Consider the following 14,632-nt stretch of genomic DNA (forward strand, 5'->3'; position numbering starts at 1 on the left):
GTTACACTTTTGGTGTTGGGAGAGCGCAATGACAGTCATGACGTTACCGGATGCGCAGCAACTGCTGGCCATGCCGGATTCTGATTATATGAACTCGGTTCAACGGGCGTTTTTCCGCCAGCTGCTGCAGGATGAGCGGCAAAAGCTGCTGCTGCACATCGATGAGCTGAAAAAGGATATCGACGGCGGCGAAGCGACGGGCGATGAAGCCGACAAGGCGGCGCGCGAAGAGGATCTGCGCCTGCTGTTCCGCCAGTTGGATCGCGAAAGCCGCCTGTTGCCGAAAATCGATGCGGCGCTGGCGCGATTGCAGAACGGCGAGTACGGCTACTGCCGGGAAACCGGCGAACCTATCGGGCTGGCGCGCCTGCTGCTGCGCCCGACGGCGGAGCTGAGCATCGAGGCGAAAACCGCACAGGAGATGCGTGAGCCGCATATGCGCAAAGGTGGCTAATTGAGTCCCGCCGGGGGGCGAATGTGCCCCTCAACCGATCGGACCTGTGGGCATTTTGCAGGCAGGTCGTTGTGATTTTGAGCAAACGCGCGCCGAGTTCTCGGGGCGCGTTCGAGTTTTCGGGTTTTACCGTTGACCTGCCGGGCGGCTTCCGCTTTGATGAAAGCATGACTCACAGAGAGACGGAAAGCGCCATGGAACAATTACGAGGTTTGTACCCGCCGTTAGCAGCATACGACAGCGGTTGGCTGGACACTGGGGATGGCCACCGGATCTACTGGGAGCTGAGCGGCAACCCGAACGGCAAACCGGCGGTCTTCATTCACGGCGGGCCGGGCGGCGGCATCTCCCCGCATCATCGTCAGCTGTTCGATCCGGAACGTTACAAGGTGCTGCTGTTCGATCAGCGCGGCTGTGGCCGCTCCCGTCCGCACGCCAGCCTGGACAACAACACCACCTGGCATTTGGTGGCCGATATCGAGCGGCTGCGCGACATGGCCGGCGTCGATCAATGGCTGGTGTTCGGCGGTTCCTGGGGATCGACGCTGGCGCTCGCCTATGCGCAGACTCACCCTGAGCGCGTCAGTGAAATGGTGCTGCGCGGCATCTTCACCCTGCGCAAGCAGGAGCTGCATTGGTATTACCAGGACGGCGCTTCACGCTTCTTCCCGGACAAATGGGCGCGCGTGCTGTCCATTCTGTCGGATGACGAGCGTAAAGACGTGATCGCCGCCTACCGGCAGCGGCTGACCTCGGCCGATCCGCAGGTGCAGCTCGAAGCGGCCAAGCTGTGGAGCGTGTGGGAAGGGGAAACGGTCACGCTGTTGCCGAGCCGCGAATCCGCTTCGTTCGGCGAGGACGATTTCGCCCTGGCGTTCGCCCGCATTGAAAACCACTATTTCACCCATCTGGGCTTCCTGGAGAGCGATGACCAGCTGCTGCGCAACGTGCCGCTGATCCGCCATATTCCGGCGGTGATCGTCCACGGCCGCTATGACATGGCCTGCCAGGTGCAGAACGCCTGGGATCTGGCCAAGGCCTGGCCGGAAGCGGAACTGCATATCGTGGAAGGAGCGGGGCATTCGTTTGATGAACCGGGCATCTTGCACCAGCTGATGATCGCCACCGACCGGTTCGCCGGCAAGTGACGTAAAAAACCCGCCGTAACGGCGGGTTTTTTGTTATTTGACTTTCGGCTCGTACGGCAGGCGCGAAAACCTGTGGGATTCCGCGCGGTAGTGCGCCACGCGCTCGCGAAAATAGTCGCGCAGCGCTTCCGGCTGCTCACGCTCCACCACTTCCGGGATCACCGGCATGTTGTAGCGCTCTTTGTACGCCACGCCTGAGGCGGCGAGATCCACGTTCACCCGGTCCATCTCTTCTTTAGACAGCTCGGCCAGATTGTAACCCACGCTATGCTCCTTACTTACTTTACCGCTTTGAACCTGCGCAGAAGGTAATCCACCCGGCGGCGCTTGGCAAGCCCGTTGCGCCGCTGCCGTGGGCGATATTTGTCCGGGAGTAATGCAATCTATTTATTCTTTTAAATAAGAATGATTCGCTTTTTGATTAGAATAAAAGATGAAAATAATTATCATGTTAATTCTTAATGTAATTAAATTATTTTAATTTGTTGATATATATGGTTTTTATAATTAATGTGATTTGAGTGTAAATAAGGTGTTTTTATTTTTGCGGCAGCAGGGCATAATGCGCGAAAATTAAATTCATGACCTGCAAAATAAAAGGAATCATTATGCTGACGCAAGAAATGACTCAAAAGCTGAATGAGCAACTGAATCTGGAGTTCTACTCCGCCAACCTGTACCTGCAGATGAGCGCATGGTGCAGCGATAAAGGCTTTGAAGGCGCCGCCGCATTTCTTAAAGAGCACTCTCAGGAAGAGATGCAGCATATGCAACGTCTGTTCGACTACCTGAGCGACACCGGCTCTCTGCCGCTGCTGGGCAGCATCGCCGCACCGCCGGTGACGTTCGAATCGCTGGCGGACGTGTTCCAGCAGACCTACGAACACGAACAGCTGATCACCCGTCAGATCAACGAACTGGCGCACGCCGCCATGACCGCACATGATTACTCCACCTTCAACTTCCTGCAGTGGTACGTGGCGGAGCAGCACGAAGAAGAGAAACTGTTCAAATCCGTGCTGGATAAGCTGGCGCTGGTGGGCACCAGCGGCAAAGGCCTGTTCTTCATCGACAAAGATCTGAAGAAAATGGGCGCGATGGGCCAGGGCGGCAACGGCCAGGCTTAATCCGCATCAGAACACCGAAAACCGCGCGCGGGCGAGCCTGACGCGCGGTTTTTTTTACCCTGCGTTTATCACGGTTATGCGGCGATACGTGCTGCCGGATCGCAAAATGCCAGTGATGCGCTCGACTTGCCGCAGCGTGGTCGTTATGATTTACCGCGATACGCTACAGGGATGGTAGAGTCAAAACAGCGGGTTAGCCGATACAACCCGTTTTTCTGTTTACCCGTGGCGCAATCATTTGCGGTGGGTTGGGGCCGCTGATACATCGCCTTGGCTGTGGCCTTAACCCTTATGACCCTCTTTATACTGTTAAGGGATACCACTGTGATCGGTAAAATTCGTTCCTCCTGTCGCCTGCTTTCCACCGTTTTTGTCCTGTTCGTCGGCCTGTCTTCGCAGCAAGCGCTGGCGCACGCCCACCTGAAAGTGCAAACGCCGAAGGCCGACGCCAGCGTCAGCCCGGCGCCGAAAGCGCTGACCCTCAGCTTCTCCGAAGGCATCGAGCCGAACTTCAGCGGCGTGAAAATCACCGGCCCGGACAACGCCGTGGTGAAAACCGGCAAGCTGCAGCTCGATCCGAACAACAACACCCAGGTCAATGTGCCGATCGAAGGCGAACTGAGTGCGGGCAAATACAACGTCAGCTGGCATGTGGTGTCGGTCGACGGGCATAAAACCAAAGGCCAGTACAGCTTCACCGTAAACTGATCGTGAGTCTGGCGACCCTGTTCGTTCTGTGTCGCTTGGTGCACTTTGCGGCGGTGATGCTGATGTTCGGCATCAGCCTGTTCACCGCCTTACTGTCACCGCAGCGCCTCTCCCCGATCCTCTCCCGCGATGTGCGCCCGCTGCTGCTTGCCGGCACCTGGATTGCCGGGCTTTCCGCCGTGGCGCTGCTGGCCATTCAGGCCGGGCAAATGGGCGACGGTTGGGAAGACGCCTGGCGGCTGGAGGTCTGGTGGGCGGTGCTCGGCACCACCTTCGGCGAAGTATGGTGCTGGCATCTGGGCCTGTCGCTGCTGGCGATCCTGAGCCTGTTGCTGCCGGAAAGGCCGCGCGCGCAGGCGTTGGCGCTGTGTTCGGCGCTGCTGCTGGTCAGCCTGGCGTTCATCGGCCACGCGGCGATGCACGAAGGCACGCTGGGCGCGCTGCACTGCGCCAACCATGCGGTGCACCTGCTGGCCGCCGGCTACTGGTTCGGCTGCCTGGCGCCGCTGCTGGTTTGCCTGCGTTACCTGCAGCCGCCGCAGTGGCGCAGCGACGCCATCACCACGCTGATCCGTTTCTCGCGCTGGGGGCACCTGGCGGTGGCGGCGGTGATCGTCACCGGCATCGTCAACAGCCTGATCATTCTCGGCGGTTGGCCGCTCAACCTCGGCTCGTCTTATCAGCGCCTGCTGCTGATCAAAACCGCGCTGGTGGCGCTGATGGTAATGGTGGCGCTGGCCAATCGCTATGCCATCGTGCCGGCAATGAGCCGCGTGCCGGCGCTGGCGCAGCGCGGCGTGGTGCTGGCCTGCTGGCTCGAAGTGGGGCTGGGGATGGCGGTGCTGCTGCTGGTCAGTTTATTTGCAACCTATGCGCCGGTTTGACATTTCGGCTTGCCGCAACCGGGCAAGCTGCGGGAAAATCGACGTGAATAGCAACCTTAAGGCCAACACATGAAATCGGTATTACTCGGCATTACGCTGCTGGCAACCGCGACTGGCGCGCTGGCGGCAGACAAACTGGTGAACATCACCAAACTGGAATACGGCAAACAGTGGGCGTTCACCAAGGAAGAAGTGACGCTGCAGTGCCGCAGCGGCGGCGCGCTGTTCGTGCTCAACAACAGCACTCTGATGCAATACCCGCTCAACGACGCAGCGGAGCAGCAGGTGAAGAAGGGCCATCAGCGCGCGCAACCGCTGGAGGTGCTCCTGCTGGACGACCCTGCCGAACCGGGGAAAAAAATGAGCCTGGCGCCGTTTATCGAACGCGCCGAGAAGCTGTGCGCTGACTAACCGCTTGTTTGCCAACGCCTTGCCCAGAGCGCGCGGATTGATGCGCCTTTGCCGCATAGTTATTTCGTCACGAAACTATCATGCGGCCGCCGGGCGGCTGGCAAAACTGGCGCGGTAGGCTACTCTTAAAGTGCACGGCTGAACAAGCCCTGCATTAAATGCCAACTTTTAGCGCACGGCTCTCTCCCAAGAGCCATTTCCCTAGACCGAATATAGGAATCGTATTCGGTCTTTTTTTGGATTGTTGATTTTAAAGGGTTTATTTTCGTTTGTCCGAAAATGTCCGAAATATGTCCGAATTTTGATATTCGGTCTTTTACAGCATCACGTATTCCTTCCCCCTCGTTTTGAGATATTTCAGCGTCATCATTTCCGTTGTATGCCCCAGCAGCTTTTGAGCAAATGCCTTGTCGTTCTGCTTTTCGTACAGGCGGCCGGACAGGCTTCGGATCTCGTGGAGCGTCGGCGGGCTTTCCTGAAACTCCAAACCTGATGCTTTCCGTGCGGCGACAAATTTTTTCGTTAGCCCGTCCGGATGTAATGAGCCATCAGGCTGTTTTTGTGGATGCCAGCGCTAATCATAAAATCTGTTGTGTTAACCAACCGACAGCGGCCAATCATGGCGCCAAGGTGAACCCCCATACATTTCAGTTATAGGTCAAGGGGGGGGTAAAGCATAGCCCCCGTCTTGCCTTGTTCAGCCTGCAGGCGGCCGTCTACAACATGGCTGAAGCGCATCCGGATCAGATCTTCGCGGCATTGGCCGAAGATTGGGGCGAGATCCATCGTCAGGTAAAATCACGGTGGTAGCAGTATAGTCTCTGCGGCATTCCCTAATGCTTCACTCCAGACTTTCGAGCATTACGACAGTTTTCGCCGCGCGGGTATGATCTTTTTGAACTCCCGACGGTTCAACCCTGCGCGAGCCGAGATCTCATTCGCAAAAATGGACAACCTAGAATTTAACGATTTGTACCAGGCCGCGCTCAACGCGCTGTGGATCTTCATCTTAAACAAATCCTTCCTAACTATCGCCGAGGCATAAAACGCCGCGGCTCAGCTTCTCGATTATGTCGCATGAGTAAACTGACAGACGAGGCACGTGGCTGTGATTATGAAATCAGGATTCTCGGTATCTGTACAGCCGACCCTGAACCAGATGGTTTACACCCGAGTGACGCAGGATGCATCGTGATGGCCACAAAAATACAGGCGTCTCTCGAATCGATTTCACAAGGTATTGGGGCCGGGATGATTCCCGGCTATTTAAGTATTTTAAAATTTTTAGTATGTTATTTTATTTATTTTTCCTAGTGGGACTTCAGATACTTTATCATCTCCATCCGTAATGAAGATGCTATCACTTGTCCTAAGTAATAGTTTGGTATTAATTTCCTTTTTATCTTCAAAGTGGATTGTTACTCTGGTTCCACCACCATATTTTATTTCCTTTAAGATGGCGCCATATACGTTACCATTAAATAAGAATAATGGAGTGCTGACTAAATAAAACAAGGTTGTAAAAGTACATGCTGTAGTGAAAAATTTTCTGTCAATTAGAGGTAGGGATGCACATATAAAGTAAGTGAATGAAACAAAAAACAAAAATAAATAAATTGGGATTGGTATTGCCTTGCTCACCCAAAAATAAGGCATCATTGCAACGGCAATGGATGAAATAAATGAGGCTACAATAGCTCCTGTAATGCTCATTGGTTTTTGTGAGGTGTTATATAACCAATGGATAGCCTTTGGAGTTTTGCTTTTCAATTGAAATGAATCAACAATTTTTCTTTGAATCTTGTTTGACCACTTATTTGATGATAGGTTTATTTTTACTATAAAATAAAAAATCATATATATGATGGCACATAATAGCATTACCGAGAAACTTATTGATGCTATTGTGACCTTTAAGTATGGTGACCCCTCGGCTGGGATTCTAAATCCATTCGATAACGCATAAAAGTAAGTTGCATATTCGCTTAGAAAACCAATGTACCCCGAACCACCAAGCGCGCTAACTATTCCGGCTAGAATTAATTTGATTGGTATTGAAAATCTCGAAGCGGTTTTAACTGTTTCTATGTTCATTGGTATTTGAAATGTCCATATTTAGATTTAACTTATGTTGTTGATTATAATGGGGGTTGTTTTTTGAAACTGGATTTTTATATTAAAAAGTTGCAGCGCAGTATTTTTATAACAGAAGCTTCAGTTAAAGTACAGATTGTTTATGTGAAAAAGCCATGAAGCTAGTAGTCGTTATGTTTAAAATTAATCGATTAACCTTGTGTTTGTCGATGGGGTAATATAGGTGCTAGTTCTTAAGATTCGAATGGGTTATTGAGAAAGATCGTATTGTTGACTGTTTTTTGAATTATTTTTAATCAAATTTGAAAGTTCGAAAACCAAGACTGCTTCTATAGCGAGGCTTATGTTTTGAATGATGTTTCCGAGACTAATGGACGGCATTGATTTTGCCAGTCGTACTACTAGTGTTGGCGTTCTTCATCTTCGGGAAATCATCTGCAAAAATCCCCATCCTCCACCCGCACATATCGCTAATTTAGCCGCACCAAAAGTCATTACGTCATCTAAGGCGCTGATAAGCTCCGTTCATTGTTCTCATTACCGGTTAAGCGAGTATAGCATTGTGATTAATATCAATATGTTAGTTCTTATAAAAGGAAGCCTGTGTTGAACGATCGGCTGAGCCAGTTGAAGAAGGCGTTGCCTGGCTATCTCGAGGCGTGGCGTGAGGGGGCTTTACCCTCTGACTGGGGGCAGATGGCCAACCCCGAAGTGGTTGCCGCCCTGTTGGCGGAGTGGGAGGCGCTAAGCGAATTGGCGTCTCTGTTCGAAACCGCGACTGAAACCCCAACCGAGCCCGCCGCGTTTTGGCGGGCGCGTGCCGAGCTGATGGCGCAGCGCAATCGTGAACTCAGTGCACAATTGGCGACGCCAATCCGTCTGCCTGGCACGCGGGTGGCTTTCTTTGGCTACGTTAAAACGGCGGTAATGGACGCCAGGCAGGTTAAGTCGGCGATTAGCATCACCGGTTTTCTCATTGATGCCGATGATAAAAATGACAGCGTACCGTCATGAACTCTGTCCAGTAATGCATGAGTTTGGAGAATAAACGCGAACGAATAATGTCACTCCTGCGATACGAAGCAAGGTTCAATTCACCCGGCCAATTTGTTAGGATCACGCAACCTAGATGACTAATGGTGCAGTACATTGAAAATTAAAGCGTTGTTATTTGTTGCGTTGGCCGCGCTGGCCGGCTGCAACCAGGAGGGAACCTTGATGAATCAGCCCGCAAACGAGAAAGGCGGCCAAACGGAAGTGTTGCTGGTGAACAGCGTGCTGGTGGACTGCGTGGGCGTCGGCCCGATGAAGTGCATGCAGGTGCGCCGCTCCGCGCAGCAGCCGTGGGAGTTGTTCTATACCGGCATCGAGGGTTTCACTTTCGAACCGGGCTATCAGTATCGGCTGAAAGTGCTTGTTACCCCGGTGGAGAACGTGCCGGCCGATGCCTCATCGCTGCGTTACACGCTGATTGAGCAGCTGGAAAAGAACAAGGCGTAATGGCTCTACCTTGTCACCACCAAATGGCGTTTCATTTGGTGGTGACGACTTCAGGATAGTTTGTCTTTTTTCTTTCTTCTGGAGGATTCGAAAGTGGCGAAGGCATGTGCAAGAGCAAACCCCAACGCACAGTAGCGTAGAGGCCAATTTTCTTTGGCCCATGTTTCAGAGTCAGCAATAAACATCGCGTTGCCGTTGGCAAAAAGGGTAAATTGCCAGCAAAGGATTAAAAAGCATATCGTAACCAGAACGACATAACCCTTGGAACCCAGAGGCGGTCTGAAGCCGTATTTCACGGCCAGACAGGCTGCGGCAGCGAGAGTAGAAAGAATATAATATAAAGTCGGTTCCATCACTGTTCCTGGCTGCCTTTATAAATGGAATTAAGGGTTGAGACATCTGCGCCACCTTCAAGCATCAAGCTGGTTCTTCCCATGTTTCTCCAACCGCGAATATAGTCTGTATTGATGTAGCGAAATAATCGCCAGGCTTCGGGTTTCAGCGACAGTTTTAGTAAACCATAGCCTGATAACAGTAAGTCTACGCCACCTAACGCCATGTCTGCTGCTGAATGGGAATAGCCTAGCGTTGAAGCCGCAGAACGGTACATCATTCGGCCTGGACCAATAGTATTCTTGCCAAATAACAGCGTATAACCGTTTTCGTAGACATTATTGATGCCATTGATTAAAAGTAACGTTCCTGGAATGGCTCCGACGCCAGTCCAATCCAAGCCCACGCCGAGTAAAATTTGTGCTATTCCCGAGAGGAAGCCAACGCCGGCTAACACGTAGGTCACTACGGCGTCATGATTGACTTTCTTTCTCATTACGGCATAAGGTGTCACGGCGTCAGTTCGCAATAAGCGCTCTTGCTCAGAAAGCGATTGATATTCTTGCTTCATTTCTCTCATTGCAACATTCGCCGCTTCACCTACTTGTTGGCATTTTTGCAATTTATCATTCACAAAGCAGTGCATCTCATGTCTGAAGGCATGACCGACTGTCCGATCTTTTAAAAAGTCCCTATTAACGCGCTCTGAGAGTTCTAAAAGCATACGTCCTTGTTGACGAGCCATCGTTTGCGAGTAGGTATTTAAACGTTCCTTTAGTAACAGTGGATTATCCATTTTTCTTTGTTCCTCCCTGGATTTCGACCAAAAAACAGCCACACCATAACGCAACGCCAGAAGCATGATCAACTTTTGCTGATTTGAAGAGGGAAGGCTTGAACGCGCTGAGGGTGCGAAGCGCGGCGCGTGAAGGTATCACGATGCGGAGTTGGGCAACCCTGATCCCTCGACTAAACTGGTCTGTTCACTGCGCTTGTTTTCGCACTTTCTTAAGTATATTGAGAAAATCAGGTATATTGTCCTTCGGTTTTTAGCTACCAAGAAAAAATTACTATGATTATCAAACCTAAAATTCGTGGTTTTATCTGCACCACCGCTCACCCGGCAGGCTGTGAAGCCAACGTCCGTGAGCAAATCGCCTACGTTAAGTCGCGCGGCGAACTGAAAAACGGGCCTAAAAAGGTGCTGGTCATTGGTGCATCCACCGGTTACGGTCTGGCCTCGCGCATCAATGCCGCTTTCGGCAGCGGTGCGGCCACCATCGGCGTATTTTTCGAGAAGCCTGGCAGCGAAGGCAAAACCGGTTCCGCCGGTTGGTACAACTCCGCCGGTTTCGACAAGGCAGCTAAAGAAGAAGGCCTGTACGCGAAAAGCATCAACGGCGACGCATTTTCCAATGAGTGCCGTCAGACCGTTATCGATCTGATCAAGAAAGACCTGGGTCAGGTTGACCTGGTGGTTTACTCGCTGGCTTCGCCGGTGCGTAAGATGCCGGAAACCGGCGAAGTGGTGCGTTCCGCACTGAAGCCGATCGGCGAGCCGTACAAATCCGTCGCGCTGGACACCAACAAAGACGTGCTGGTTGAGGCCGTGGTCGAGCCGGCCAACGAGCAAGAAATCGCCGACACCGTGAAGGTGATGGGCGGCCAGGACTGGCAGCTGTGGATGGACGCGCTGGACGAAGCGGGCGTGTTGGCGGATAACGCGCAGTCTGTCGCTTACTCCTACATCGGTACCGATCTGACCTGGCCAATCTATTGGCACGGTACGCTGGGCAAGGCGAAAGAAGATCTGGATCGCGCGGCGCACGCCATCAACCAGAAACTGCAGGCCAAAGGCGGCGCGGCTTACGTTGCGGTGCTCAAGTCGGTGGTGACGCAGGCTTCTTCCGCCATTCCGGTGATGCCGCTGTATATCTCCATCGTGTTCAAGATCATGAAGGAGCAGGGCATTCACGAAGGCTGCATCGAGCAGATCCAGCGTCTGTTCGCCACCAAGCTGTACAGCGGTGCGGCGCCGGATACCGACGAGAAACACCGTCTGCGCCTGGATGACTGGGAACTGCGCGACGCCGTGCAGGAAACCTGCCGTGAAATCTGGCAGCAGCTGAACGACAGCAACATCAACGAACTGACGGATTACCAGGGCTACAAGGCGGAATTCCTGCGCCTGTTCGGCTTCGGTCTGCAGGGCGTTGATTACGATGCCGATCTGAGCGGCGAAGCCAACTTCGACGTGATCGAACTGGTCTAAGCGCGTCGAGCGGTCAAACAAGGTCGGGTTAGCCCGGCCTTTTTTATGGTTCATCGCGCTTTACCGGGGAACGCTGCTTTGATTTTCAGGAAGAAGTAAGCGTTATCCCGGTATCCATAGGCCATCCGCTTCATCACTTTTATCTTATTGTTCATCCCTTCCAGCACGCTGGTATTCAACCTGTGTCTGGCACTCGCGATGATGCCACCGGCATACCCTTTCAGTTTCTCGGCGAAGTGTTGCAACGCCTTGATTCCGCTTTCCTGAGACTGCCTGTACCAGCTTACCCAGCGTCTCTGCGCCTCTTGTTCACTCGGGGCGTACCACAGTTCTTTCAGCGCTGTTTTCATCAGCCAGACCACATTCAACGGCTGATTCGCCTCCAGCAACTCCGTGAGCTTTACCTCATGCCCTTCGGGCAGGTTTTCTGGGTTGCGCAGCAGCAGCCAGCGGCTGCGTTTGATGACCTGACGCGCTTTTGGGTTATCACGGAGTTGATTGGCCTGGTCGACGCGGACCCGGTCGATAACCTCCCGGCCATACTTTGCCACCACATGGAACAAGTCATAGACCACTTCCGCCTGCGGGCAGTGATGCCTGACCTCCAGGTCTAACGCCGTATTCATATCCATGGCGACAGACTGGATAGCGGCACAGCCTTCAGCGCCCAGCCAGACGAAGAAGGGGCGGAAGGCCGCTCTGCTGCGGCCTTCGCCCACCCACAACACCTGTTGCGTATCCGCATCCATCACCACAGTGGCATAACGATGTCCTTTGAACAGGGCGAACTCATCCATCACCAGACGGCGGAGGGTATGGCGCTGCGGCTCTGTCCGTTCCCGCAGCAGACGCCGGTAGTCGATATTCTTGACCGTATGCCAGTGCAGGCCGGTGAGTTGTGCAACGTGCTTAATCGGCAGTAAACGGACCAGTGACTCAACCCATACGGATAGCGTCGTGGTATATCTCTGGCGTTCAGGCAACCAGCTGATTTTTTCGGTGGTGACCCCGCAATGGGGACAACACAGGCGCCGGACGGGGACGTTGAGCCAGACGACCCAATCGAGCAGCTGGCGTTCACGCACTCGGCGGAAGGAAACATCATGCACAACAGGCACCCGCCGCTCACAACGACGACAACAGGGCATGACGGCAGCGTCAGGCTGGAGCTGGATAAGCAGGGAGTTGGCAGAAGGATGCGAGAAGGAATTGACGATAAAGCCTTCCCAGAACAGGGAGCAAAGGTTAGCATTCATAGTGACGGCAGTTTTGAAGGTTTAGGGTGTGTTTTGGCGAATACAAACCTAAACGTTCTGACTGCCGTTTTCTATTGGTTCACGCTAAAGCGCGATGAACCTTTTTTATTGTCCGCGCGTTGGCGACCACCGCCTGACTCATCAGTCCACTTGATCATTGACAGCAATAAATTATCGTTTTACGATAATTTATTGCTGTTGATTAAGGGATAGAAAATTATGGGCGCTGCGCCAAGGATCCATCTGCCGCTGTATGTGCGTTGTCTGTGTTTGCTCATTATGGCGATGCTGATCGTCAGCACCGGCGTTGAGATGTTCATCATCGTGCGGGACTGGCTGCAGGGCGTAGCCTATCGCGATATCGTCGCCTCTTACCGGGAATATTACCCGGAGCTGCTCGCCTACGCGATCCCGCAGCAACGCTGGGCGCTGTTCGCCACGCTGGTTATCGACATGCTCGGTTATTTGCCCTATTACAGCGCGCTGCTGTGCGGCGCCGGGCTGTTTTATCAATTCTTCCGCGGCAACGTGTGGCATCGCAACAATATGGTGCTGTTGCAGATCATTGGCATCTTGCTGATCGTCGATGTGTTGTTCCCGTCGTTAGCCGGTCTGCTACAGGTAATGGTATTGACCGCCGATGAAAAAATGCTGTTTATCCTTTATTATGGCGTCAATAGCGAGTCGGTGCGCTCGCTGATCGTAGGCTGCGCAATCCTGGTATTTAGCCGGGTATTTCTGGAAGCGTTGCGGCTGAATGAAGAACAGCTTTCTTTCGTGTGAGAATAGAGTGGCAATAATCGTAAGTCTTGATGTCATGTTGGCCAAAAGGAAGATGCGTTCAAAGGAGCTGGCGGAGCAGGTGGGGATCACCGAGCAAAACCTGTCTCTGTTGAAAAACGGCAAGGTCAAGGGAGTCAGGCTGGAAACGCTGGACAAGATCTGCCGCATTCTCGACTGCCAGCCTGGCGATCTGCTGGCCTGGCAGCCGGACGGCGAAGAGTAAGATCCCAGCGCACTCGGAAGTGCGCTGAGCCTGCTGGCCCATTTCTGCGATTAGCGTTGTCTTATTGAACGATATTTGTTTGATTCAGGTTAATTAAAATAACGGGTGATTAACACTTGCGTATTCTTTTTGTCGCAGGCGATTGCATGCGGCGAAAGTTATTAAACTAAATAAACTCGTTTTTCATTTACCGTCACTACCAATAGCGTTATTTTAAGGGAAATAGTATGACATGGCGTAATTCTCTTCTGGCATTGTGTCTTGTATTAAACGGATGCAGTGCCATTCACCCCACTGTTTCATCCTCATCCTCCTCCACTCACTGGGGGAATTGGGGGACACCGCAGCCCGCAACGCGAGAACAGAAACAGCGCATTATCGCCGGCGAATCCGCCGCTGCCGTGCTGAATGAAGGCAGGGTCGGTATCGGCGGTACGCTGGATTGGTCGAAAATAGGGGGGCGCTAACCGCCGATCTTTATTCGGCGGGGCGGCAGACGTTATCTCAAAGATATTGTGGAACGGTTTATTATTAATTCGCTACTCTGTTTTTTCGATGCGTTATTTATCTTTAAACGATGAATCTCTGCTTGTTGAATATATATCAACATACCCAGACATCCTTACAGGAGTTTTCAATGGCAAAGCGTATTGTCGCCATATTGATAATGTCGTTGTTGAGTCTGCAAGCAAATGCGGCCCGTTACGATCGGCAATGCGAGGGAATTTCTCCCGTGCTGTTTCAGAAGAAATTGAAAGAGCTGGCGCATGGCCTGCGACAAGAGATGGCTGAGCCGACCCCGCCCACGGAGAATGAGGCCGAAACCTTGGCGCGTCTGGCGGAATGCGATGCCGAAAACGCGAAAGCGCCGGCGACGGGAGGGCAACATGCGCCCGATCCCGCGGAGCCTCAGGTGTCTTCACTCAACGGCTGTTGAACGGTTCTCTGCGTCGTTTTTCGCGGCGCGCCCCAGTCGGCTTATTCATGGAGCTTGTGTATTGAAACTACCTTCGTTAATCGCTGCGGCGCTGGCGCTGCTGGCCTCATTTTGCAGTCAGGCGTTCATCGATCGCCATTCCTCGCCCGGCGCCTCGACGGAAAGTCCCTCTGCGGCGGGGTGTCCGGCGCGGCTGGATGGCTTGTTACAGCATGTTTGGTTGGCTGAACAGATTCAGGCGGAGCGCATGCAGCTAGCGCTGCTGCGTGCGGAGCGGGAAGCGTTGGAAATCCGGTTGCAAACGCAGGAAGCGGCGAGACCTTCCGCGCAGGGGCATCAGAGCGCCCGATCGGCCTGTGAGCAGGGTGCCGATATCGTCCGCTGCCTGTCGCTGCGTCTGCGGCGGACGTCTCTGACGGGGCCGCATCGGCCGTTTGTCGGCGTTTATTGCCGCGCCTGGCTGAATGGCCGGCCGCTGAATTGCTAAAGATGAGAACAGGGA

The 14,632-nt window shown here is 53.1% G+C and carries 21 protein-coding genes; 15 read left to right on the plus strand and 6 right to left on the minus strand.

Features of this window, described 5'->3' with window-relative positions; translation table 11 throughout:
- The first annotated feature begins 28 nt into the window (after positions 1-28).
- Positions 29-454 carry an RNA polymerase-binding protein DksA gene (gene dksA, locus C3F38_RS12150; RefSeq protein WP_038875849.1) on the plus strand — a complete coding sequence of 142 codons (426 nt, stop codon included), beginning with the start codon at positions 29-31 and terminating at the stop codon, positions 452-454.
- 194 nt (positions 455-648) lie between these two features.
- On the plus strand, positions 649-1,602 hold the full coding sequence (gene pip, locus C3F38_RS12155) for a prolyl aminopeptidase (RefSeq protein WP_038875880.1): 954 nt from the start codon (positions 649-651) through the stop codon (positions 1,600-1,602).
- A gap of 33 nt (positions 1,603-1,635) precedes the next feature.
- Here the strand turns inward: pip and C3F38_RS12160 are convergent, their stop codons facing one another.
- Positions 1,636-1,866: a DNA polymerase III subunit theta gene (locus tag C3F38_RS12160; RefSeq protein WP_033638067.1), complete on the minus strand. Its 231-nt coding sequence runs from the start codon at positions 1,864-1,866 to the stop codon at positions 1,636-1,638.
- Positions 1,867-2,210: 344 nt separating this feature from the next.
- Here C3F38_RS12160 and ftnA point away from each other — a divergent pair, with 344 nt between their 5' ends.
- The 4 genes from ftnA (at position 2,211) to C3F38_RS12180 (ending at position 4,732) form a co-directional block, all read left to right on the plus strand.
- On the plus strand, positions 2,211-2,729 hold the full coding sequence (gene ftnA, locus C3F38_RS12165; RefSeq protein WP_038875847.1) for a non-heme ferritin: 519 nt from the start codon (positions 2,211-2,213) through the stop codon (positions 2,727-2,729).
- Positions 2,730-3,020: 291 nt separating this feature from the next.
- Complete coding sequence (gene yobA, locus C3F38_RS12170) at positions 3,021-3,437, plus strand: CopC domain-containing protein YobA (RefSeq protein ID WP_047727770.1); 417 nt, start codon at positions 3,021-3,023, stop codon at positions 3,435-3,437.
- Positions 3,438-3,439: 2 nt separating this feature from the next.
- Complete coding sequence (gene copD, locus C3F38_RS12175; RefSeq protein WP_055317668.1) at positions 3,440-4,321, plus strand: copper homeostasis membrane protein CopD; 882 nt, start codon at positions 3,440-3,442, stop codon at positions 4,319-4,321.
- Positions 4,322-4,390: 69 nt separating this feature from the next.
- Positions 4,391-4,732, plus strand: a complete 342-nt coding sequence (locus C3F38_RS12180; protein WP_025302452.1) for a YebY family protein — start codon at positions 4,391-4,393, stop codon at positions 4,730-4,732.
- 316 nt (positions 4,733-5,048) lie between these two features.
- Here C3F38_RS12180 and C3F38_RS26565 read toward each other — a convergent pair whose 3' ends face one another.
- Positions 5,049-5,219: a tyrosine-type recombinase/integrase gene (locus C3F38_RS26565; protein ID WP_226908983.1), complete on the minus strand. Its 171-nt coding sequence runs from the start codon at positions 5,217-5,219 to the stop codon at positions 5,049-5,051.
- A 459-nt stretch (positions 5,220-5,678) separates the two neighbouring features.
- On the opposite strand from C3F38_RS26565, the gene C3F38_RS12190 reads away from it, so the two are divergent.
- Positions 5,679-5,777, plus strand: a complete 99-nt coding sequence (locus tag C3F38_RS12190; RefSeq protein ID WP_230122671.1) for a DUF1367 family protein — start codon at positions 5,679-5,681, stop codon at positions 5,775-5,777.
- A gap of 239 nt (positions 5,778-6,016) precedes the next feature.
- On the opposite strand, the gene C3F38_RS26170 is transcribed toward C3F38_RS12190, so the two are convergent.
- Positions 6,017-6,826 carry a hypothetical protein gene (locus C3F38_RS26170; RefSeq protein WP_146052611.1) on the minus strand — a complete coding sequence of 270 codons (810 nt, stop codon included), beginning with the start codon at positions 6,824-6,826 and terminating at the stop codon, positions 6,017-6,019.
- 606 nt (positions 6,827-7,432) lie between these two features.
- On the opposite strand from C3F38_RS26170, the gene C3F38_RS12195 reads away from it, so the two are divergent.
- Both C3F38_RS12195 and C3F38_RS12200 read left to right on the plus strand, forming a co-directional pair.
- Positions 7,433-7,840 carry a hypothetical protein gene (locus tag C3F38_RS12195; RefSeq protein ID WP_055312139.1) on the plus strand — a complete coding sequence of 136 codons (408 nt, stop codon included), beginning with the start codon at positions 7,433-7,435 and terminating at the stop codon, positions 7,838-7,840.
- A 135-nt stretch (positions 7,841-7,975) separates the two neighbouring features.
- Positions 7,976-8,326 carry a DUF4377 domain-containing protein gene (locus tag C3F38_RS12200; protein WP_055317723.1) on the plus strand — a complete coding sequence of 117 codons (351 nt, stop codon included), beginning with the start codon at positions 7,976-7,978 and terminating at the stop codon, positions 8,324-8,326.
- Positions 8,327-8,376: 50 nt separating this feature from the next.
- Here C3F38_RS12200 and C3F38_RS12205 read toward each other — a convergent pair whose 3' ends face one another.
- Entirely contained in the window at positions 8,377-8,679 is a 303-nt protein-coding gene (locus C3F38_RS12205; RefSeq protein WP_049202506.1) for a hypothetical protein, read from the minus strand.
- Positions 8,679-9,521 (minus strand): DUF4225 domain-containing protein, encoded by an 843-nt coding sequence (locus C3F38_RS12210; protein ID WP_055312138.1) that lies wholly within the window; start codon positions 9,519-9,521, stop codon positions 8,679-8,681. The genes C3F38_RS12205 and C3F38_RS12210 overlap by 1 nt, the downstream gene beginning before the upstream one ends.
- A 210-nt stretch (positions 9,522-9,731) precedes the next feature.
- Between C3F38_RS12210 and fabV the strand changes: the two genes are divergently transcribed.
- Complete coding sequence (fabV, locus tag C3F38_RS12215) at positions 9,732-10,931, plus strand: enoyl-ACP reductase FabV (RefSeq protein WP_047727768.1); 1,200 nt, start codon at positions 9,732-9,734, stop codon at positions 10,929-10,931.
- Positions 10,932-10,981: 50 nt separating this feature from the next.
- Here fabV and C3F38_RS12220 read toward each other — a convergent pair whose 3' ends face one another.
- The gene (locus C3F38_RS12220; RefSeq protein WP_233790577.1) at positions 10,982-12,148 is read right to left on the minus strand and encodes an ISL3 family transposase; all 1,167 of its coding nucleotides are present in this window, start codon (positions 12,146-12,148) and stop codon (positions 10,982-10,984) included.
- Here C3F38_RS12220 and C3F38_RS26570 point away from each other — a divergent pair.
- The 5 genes from C3F38_RS26570 (at position 12,035) to C3F38_RS12245 (ending at position 14,617) form a co-directional block, all read left to right on the plus strand.
- Complete coding sequence (locus C3F38_RS26570) at positions 12,035-12,400, plus strand: hypothetical protein (protein ID WP_233790587.1); 366 nt, start codon at positions 12,035-12,037, stop codon at positions 12,398-12,400. The two genes, C3F38_RS12220 and C3F38_RS26570, sit on opposite strands and share 114 nt — an antisense overlap.
- A gap of 6 nt (positions 12,401-12,406) precedes the next feature.
- Positions 12,407-12,970 (plus strand): DUF2975 domain-containing protein, encoded by a 564-nt coding sequence (locus tag C3F38_RS12225; protein ID WP_033642723.1) that lies wholly within the window; start codon positions 12,407-12,409, stop codon positions 12,968-12,970.
- A 7-nt stretch (positions 12,971-12,977) separates the two neighbouring features.
- Entirely contained in the window at positions 12,978-13,193 is a 216-nt protein-coding gene (locus tag C3F38_RS12230) for a helix-turn-helix transcriptional regulator (protein ID WP_025302459.1), read from the plus strand.
- A gap of 637 nt (positions 13,194-13,830) precedes the next feature.
- Positions 13,831-14,130, plus strand: coding sequence for a hypothetical protein (locus C3F38_RS12240; protein WP_038875685.1), 300 nt, complete (start codon positions 13,831-13,833; stop codon positions 14,128-14,130).
- Between the two features lie 61 nt (positions 14,131-14,191).
- Positions 14,192-14,617: a hypothetical protein gene (locus C3F38_RS12245; RefSeq protein ID WP_053056817.1), complete on the plus strand. Its 426-nt coding sequence runs from the start codon at positions 14,192-14,194 to the stop codon at positions 14,615-14,617.
- The last annotated feature ends 15 nt before the right edge of the window (positions 14,618-14,632 follow it).

Origin of the sequence: Serratia sp. SSNIH1, assembly GCF_002935055.1 — a bacterium.
GTDB classification, from domain to species: Bacteria; Pseudomonadota; Gammaproteobacteria; order Enterobacterales; family Enterobacteriaceae; genus Serratia; species Serratia nevei.

Coding starts and splice junctions, on each gene's coding strand:
- dksA (WP_038875849.1), top strand. CDS start 29: ATGACAGTCATGACGTTACCGGATGCGCAGCAACTGCTGGCCATGCCG.
- pip (WP_038875880.1), top strand. CDS start 649: ATGGAACAATTACGAGGTTTGTACCCGCCGTTAGCAGCATACGACAGC.
- ftnA (WP_038875847.1), top strand. CDS start 2,211: ATGCTGACGCAAGAAATGACTCAAAAGCTGAATGAGCAACTGAATCTG.
- yobA (WP_047727770.1), top strand. CDS start 3,021: ATGACCCTCTTTATACTGTTAAGGGATACCACTGTGATCGGTAAAATT.
- C3F38_RS12180 (WP_025302452.1), top strand. CDS start 4,391: ATGAAATCGGTATTACTCGGCATTACGCTGCTGGCAACCGCGACTGGC.
- C3F38_RS12190 (WP_230122671.1), top strand. CDS start 5,679: ATGGACAACCTAGAATTTAACGATTTGTACCAGGCCGCGCTCAACGCG.
- C3F38_RS26170 (WP_146052611.1), bottom strand. CDS start 6,826: ATGAACATAGAAACAGTTAAAACCGCTTCGAGATTTTCAATACCAATC.
- C3F38_RS12205 (WP_049202506.1), bottom strand. CDS start 8,679: ATGGAACCGACTTTATATTATATTCTTTCTACTCTCGCTGCCGCAGCC.
- C3F38_RS12210 (WP_055312138.1), bottom strand. CDS start 9,521: ATGCTTCTGGCGTTGCGTTATGGTGTGGCTGTTTTTTGGTCGAAATCC.
- fabV (WP_047727768.1), top strand. CDS start 9,732: ATGATTATCAAACCTAAAATTCGTGGTTTTATCTGCACCACCGCTCAC.
- C3F38_RS26570 (WP_233790587.1), top strand. CDS start 12,035: ATGCACAACAGGCACCCGCCGCTCACAACGACGACAACAGGGCATGAC.
- C3F38_RS12225 (WP_033642723.1), top strand. CDS start 12,407: ATGGGCGCTGCGCCAAGGATCCATCTGCCGCTGTATGTGCGTTGTCTG.
- C3F38_RS12240 (WP_038875685.1), top strand. CDS start 13,831: ATGGCAAAGCGTATTGTCGCCATATTGATAATGTCGTTGTTGAGTCTG.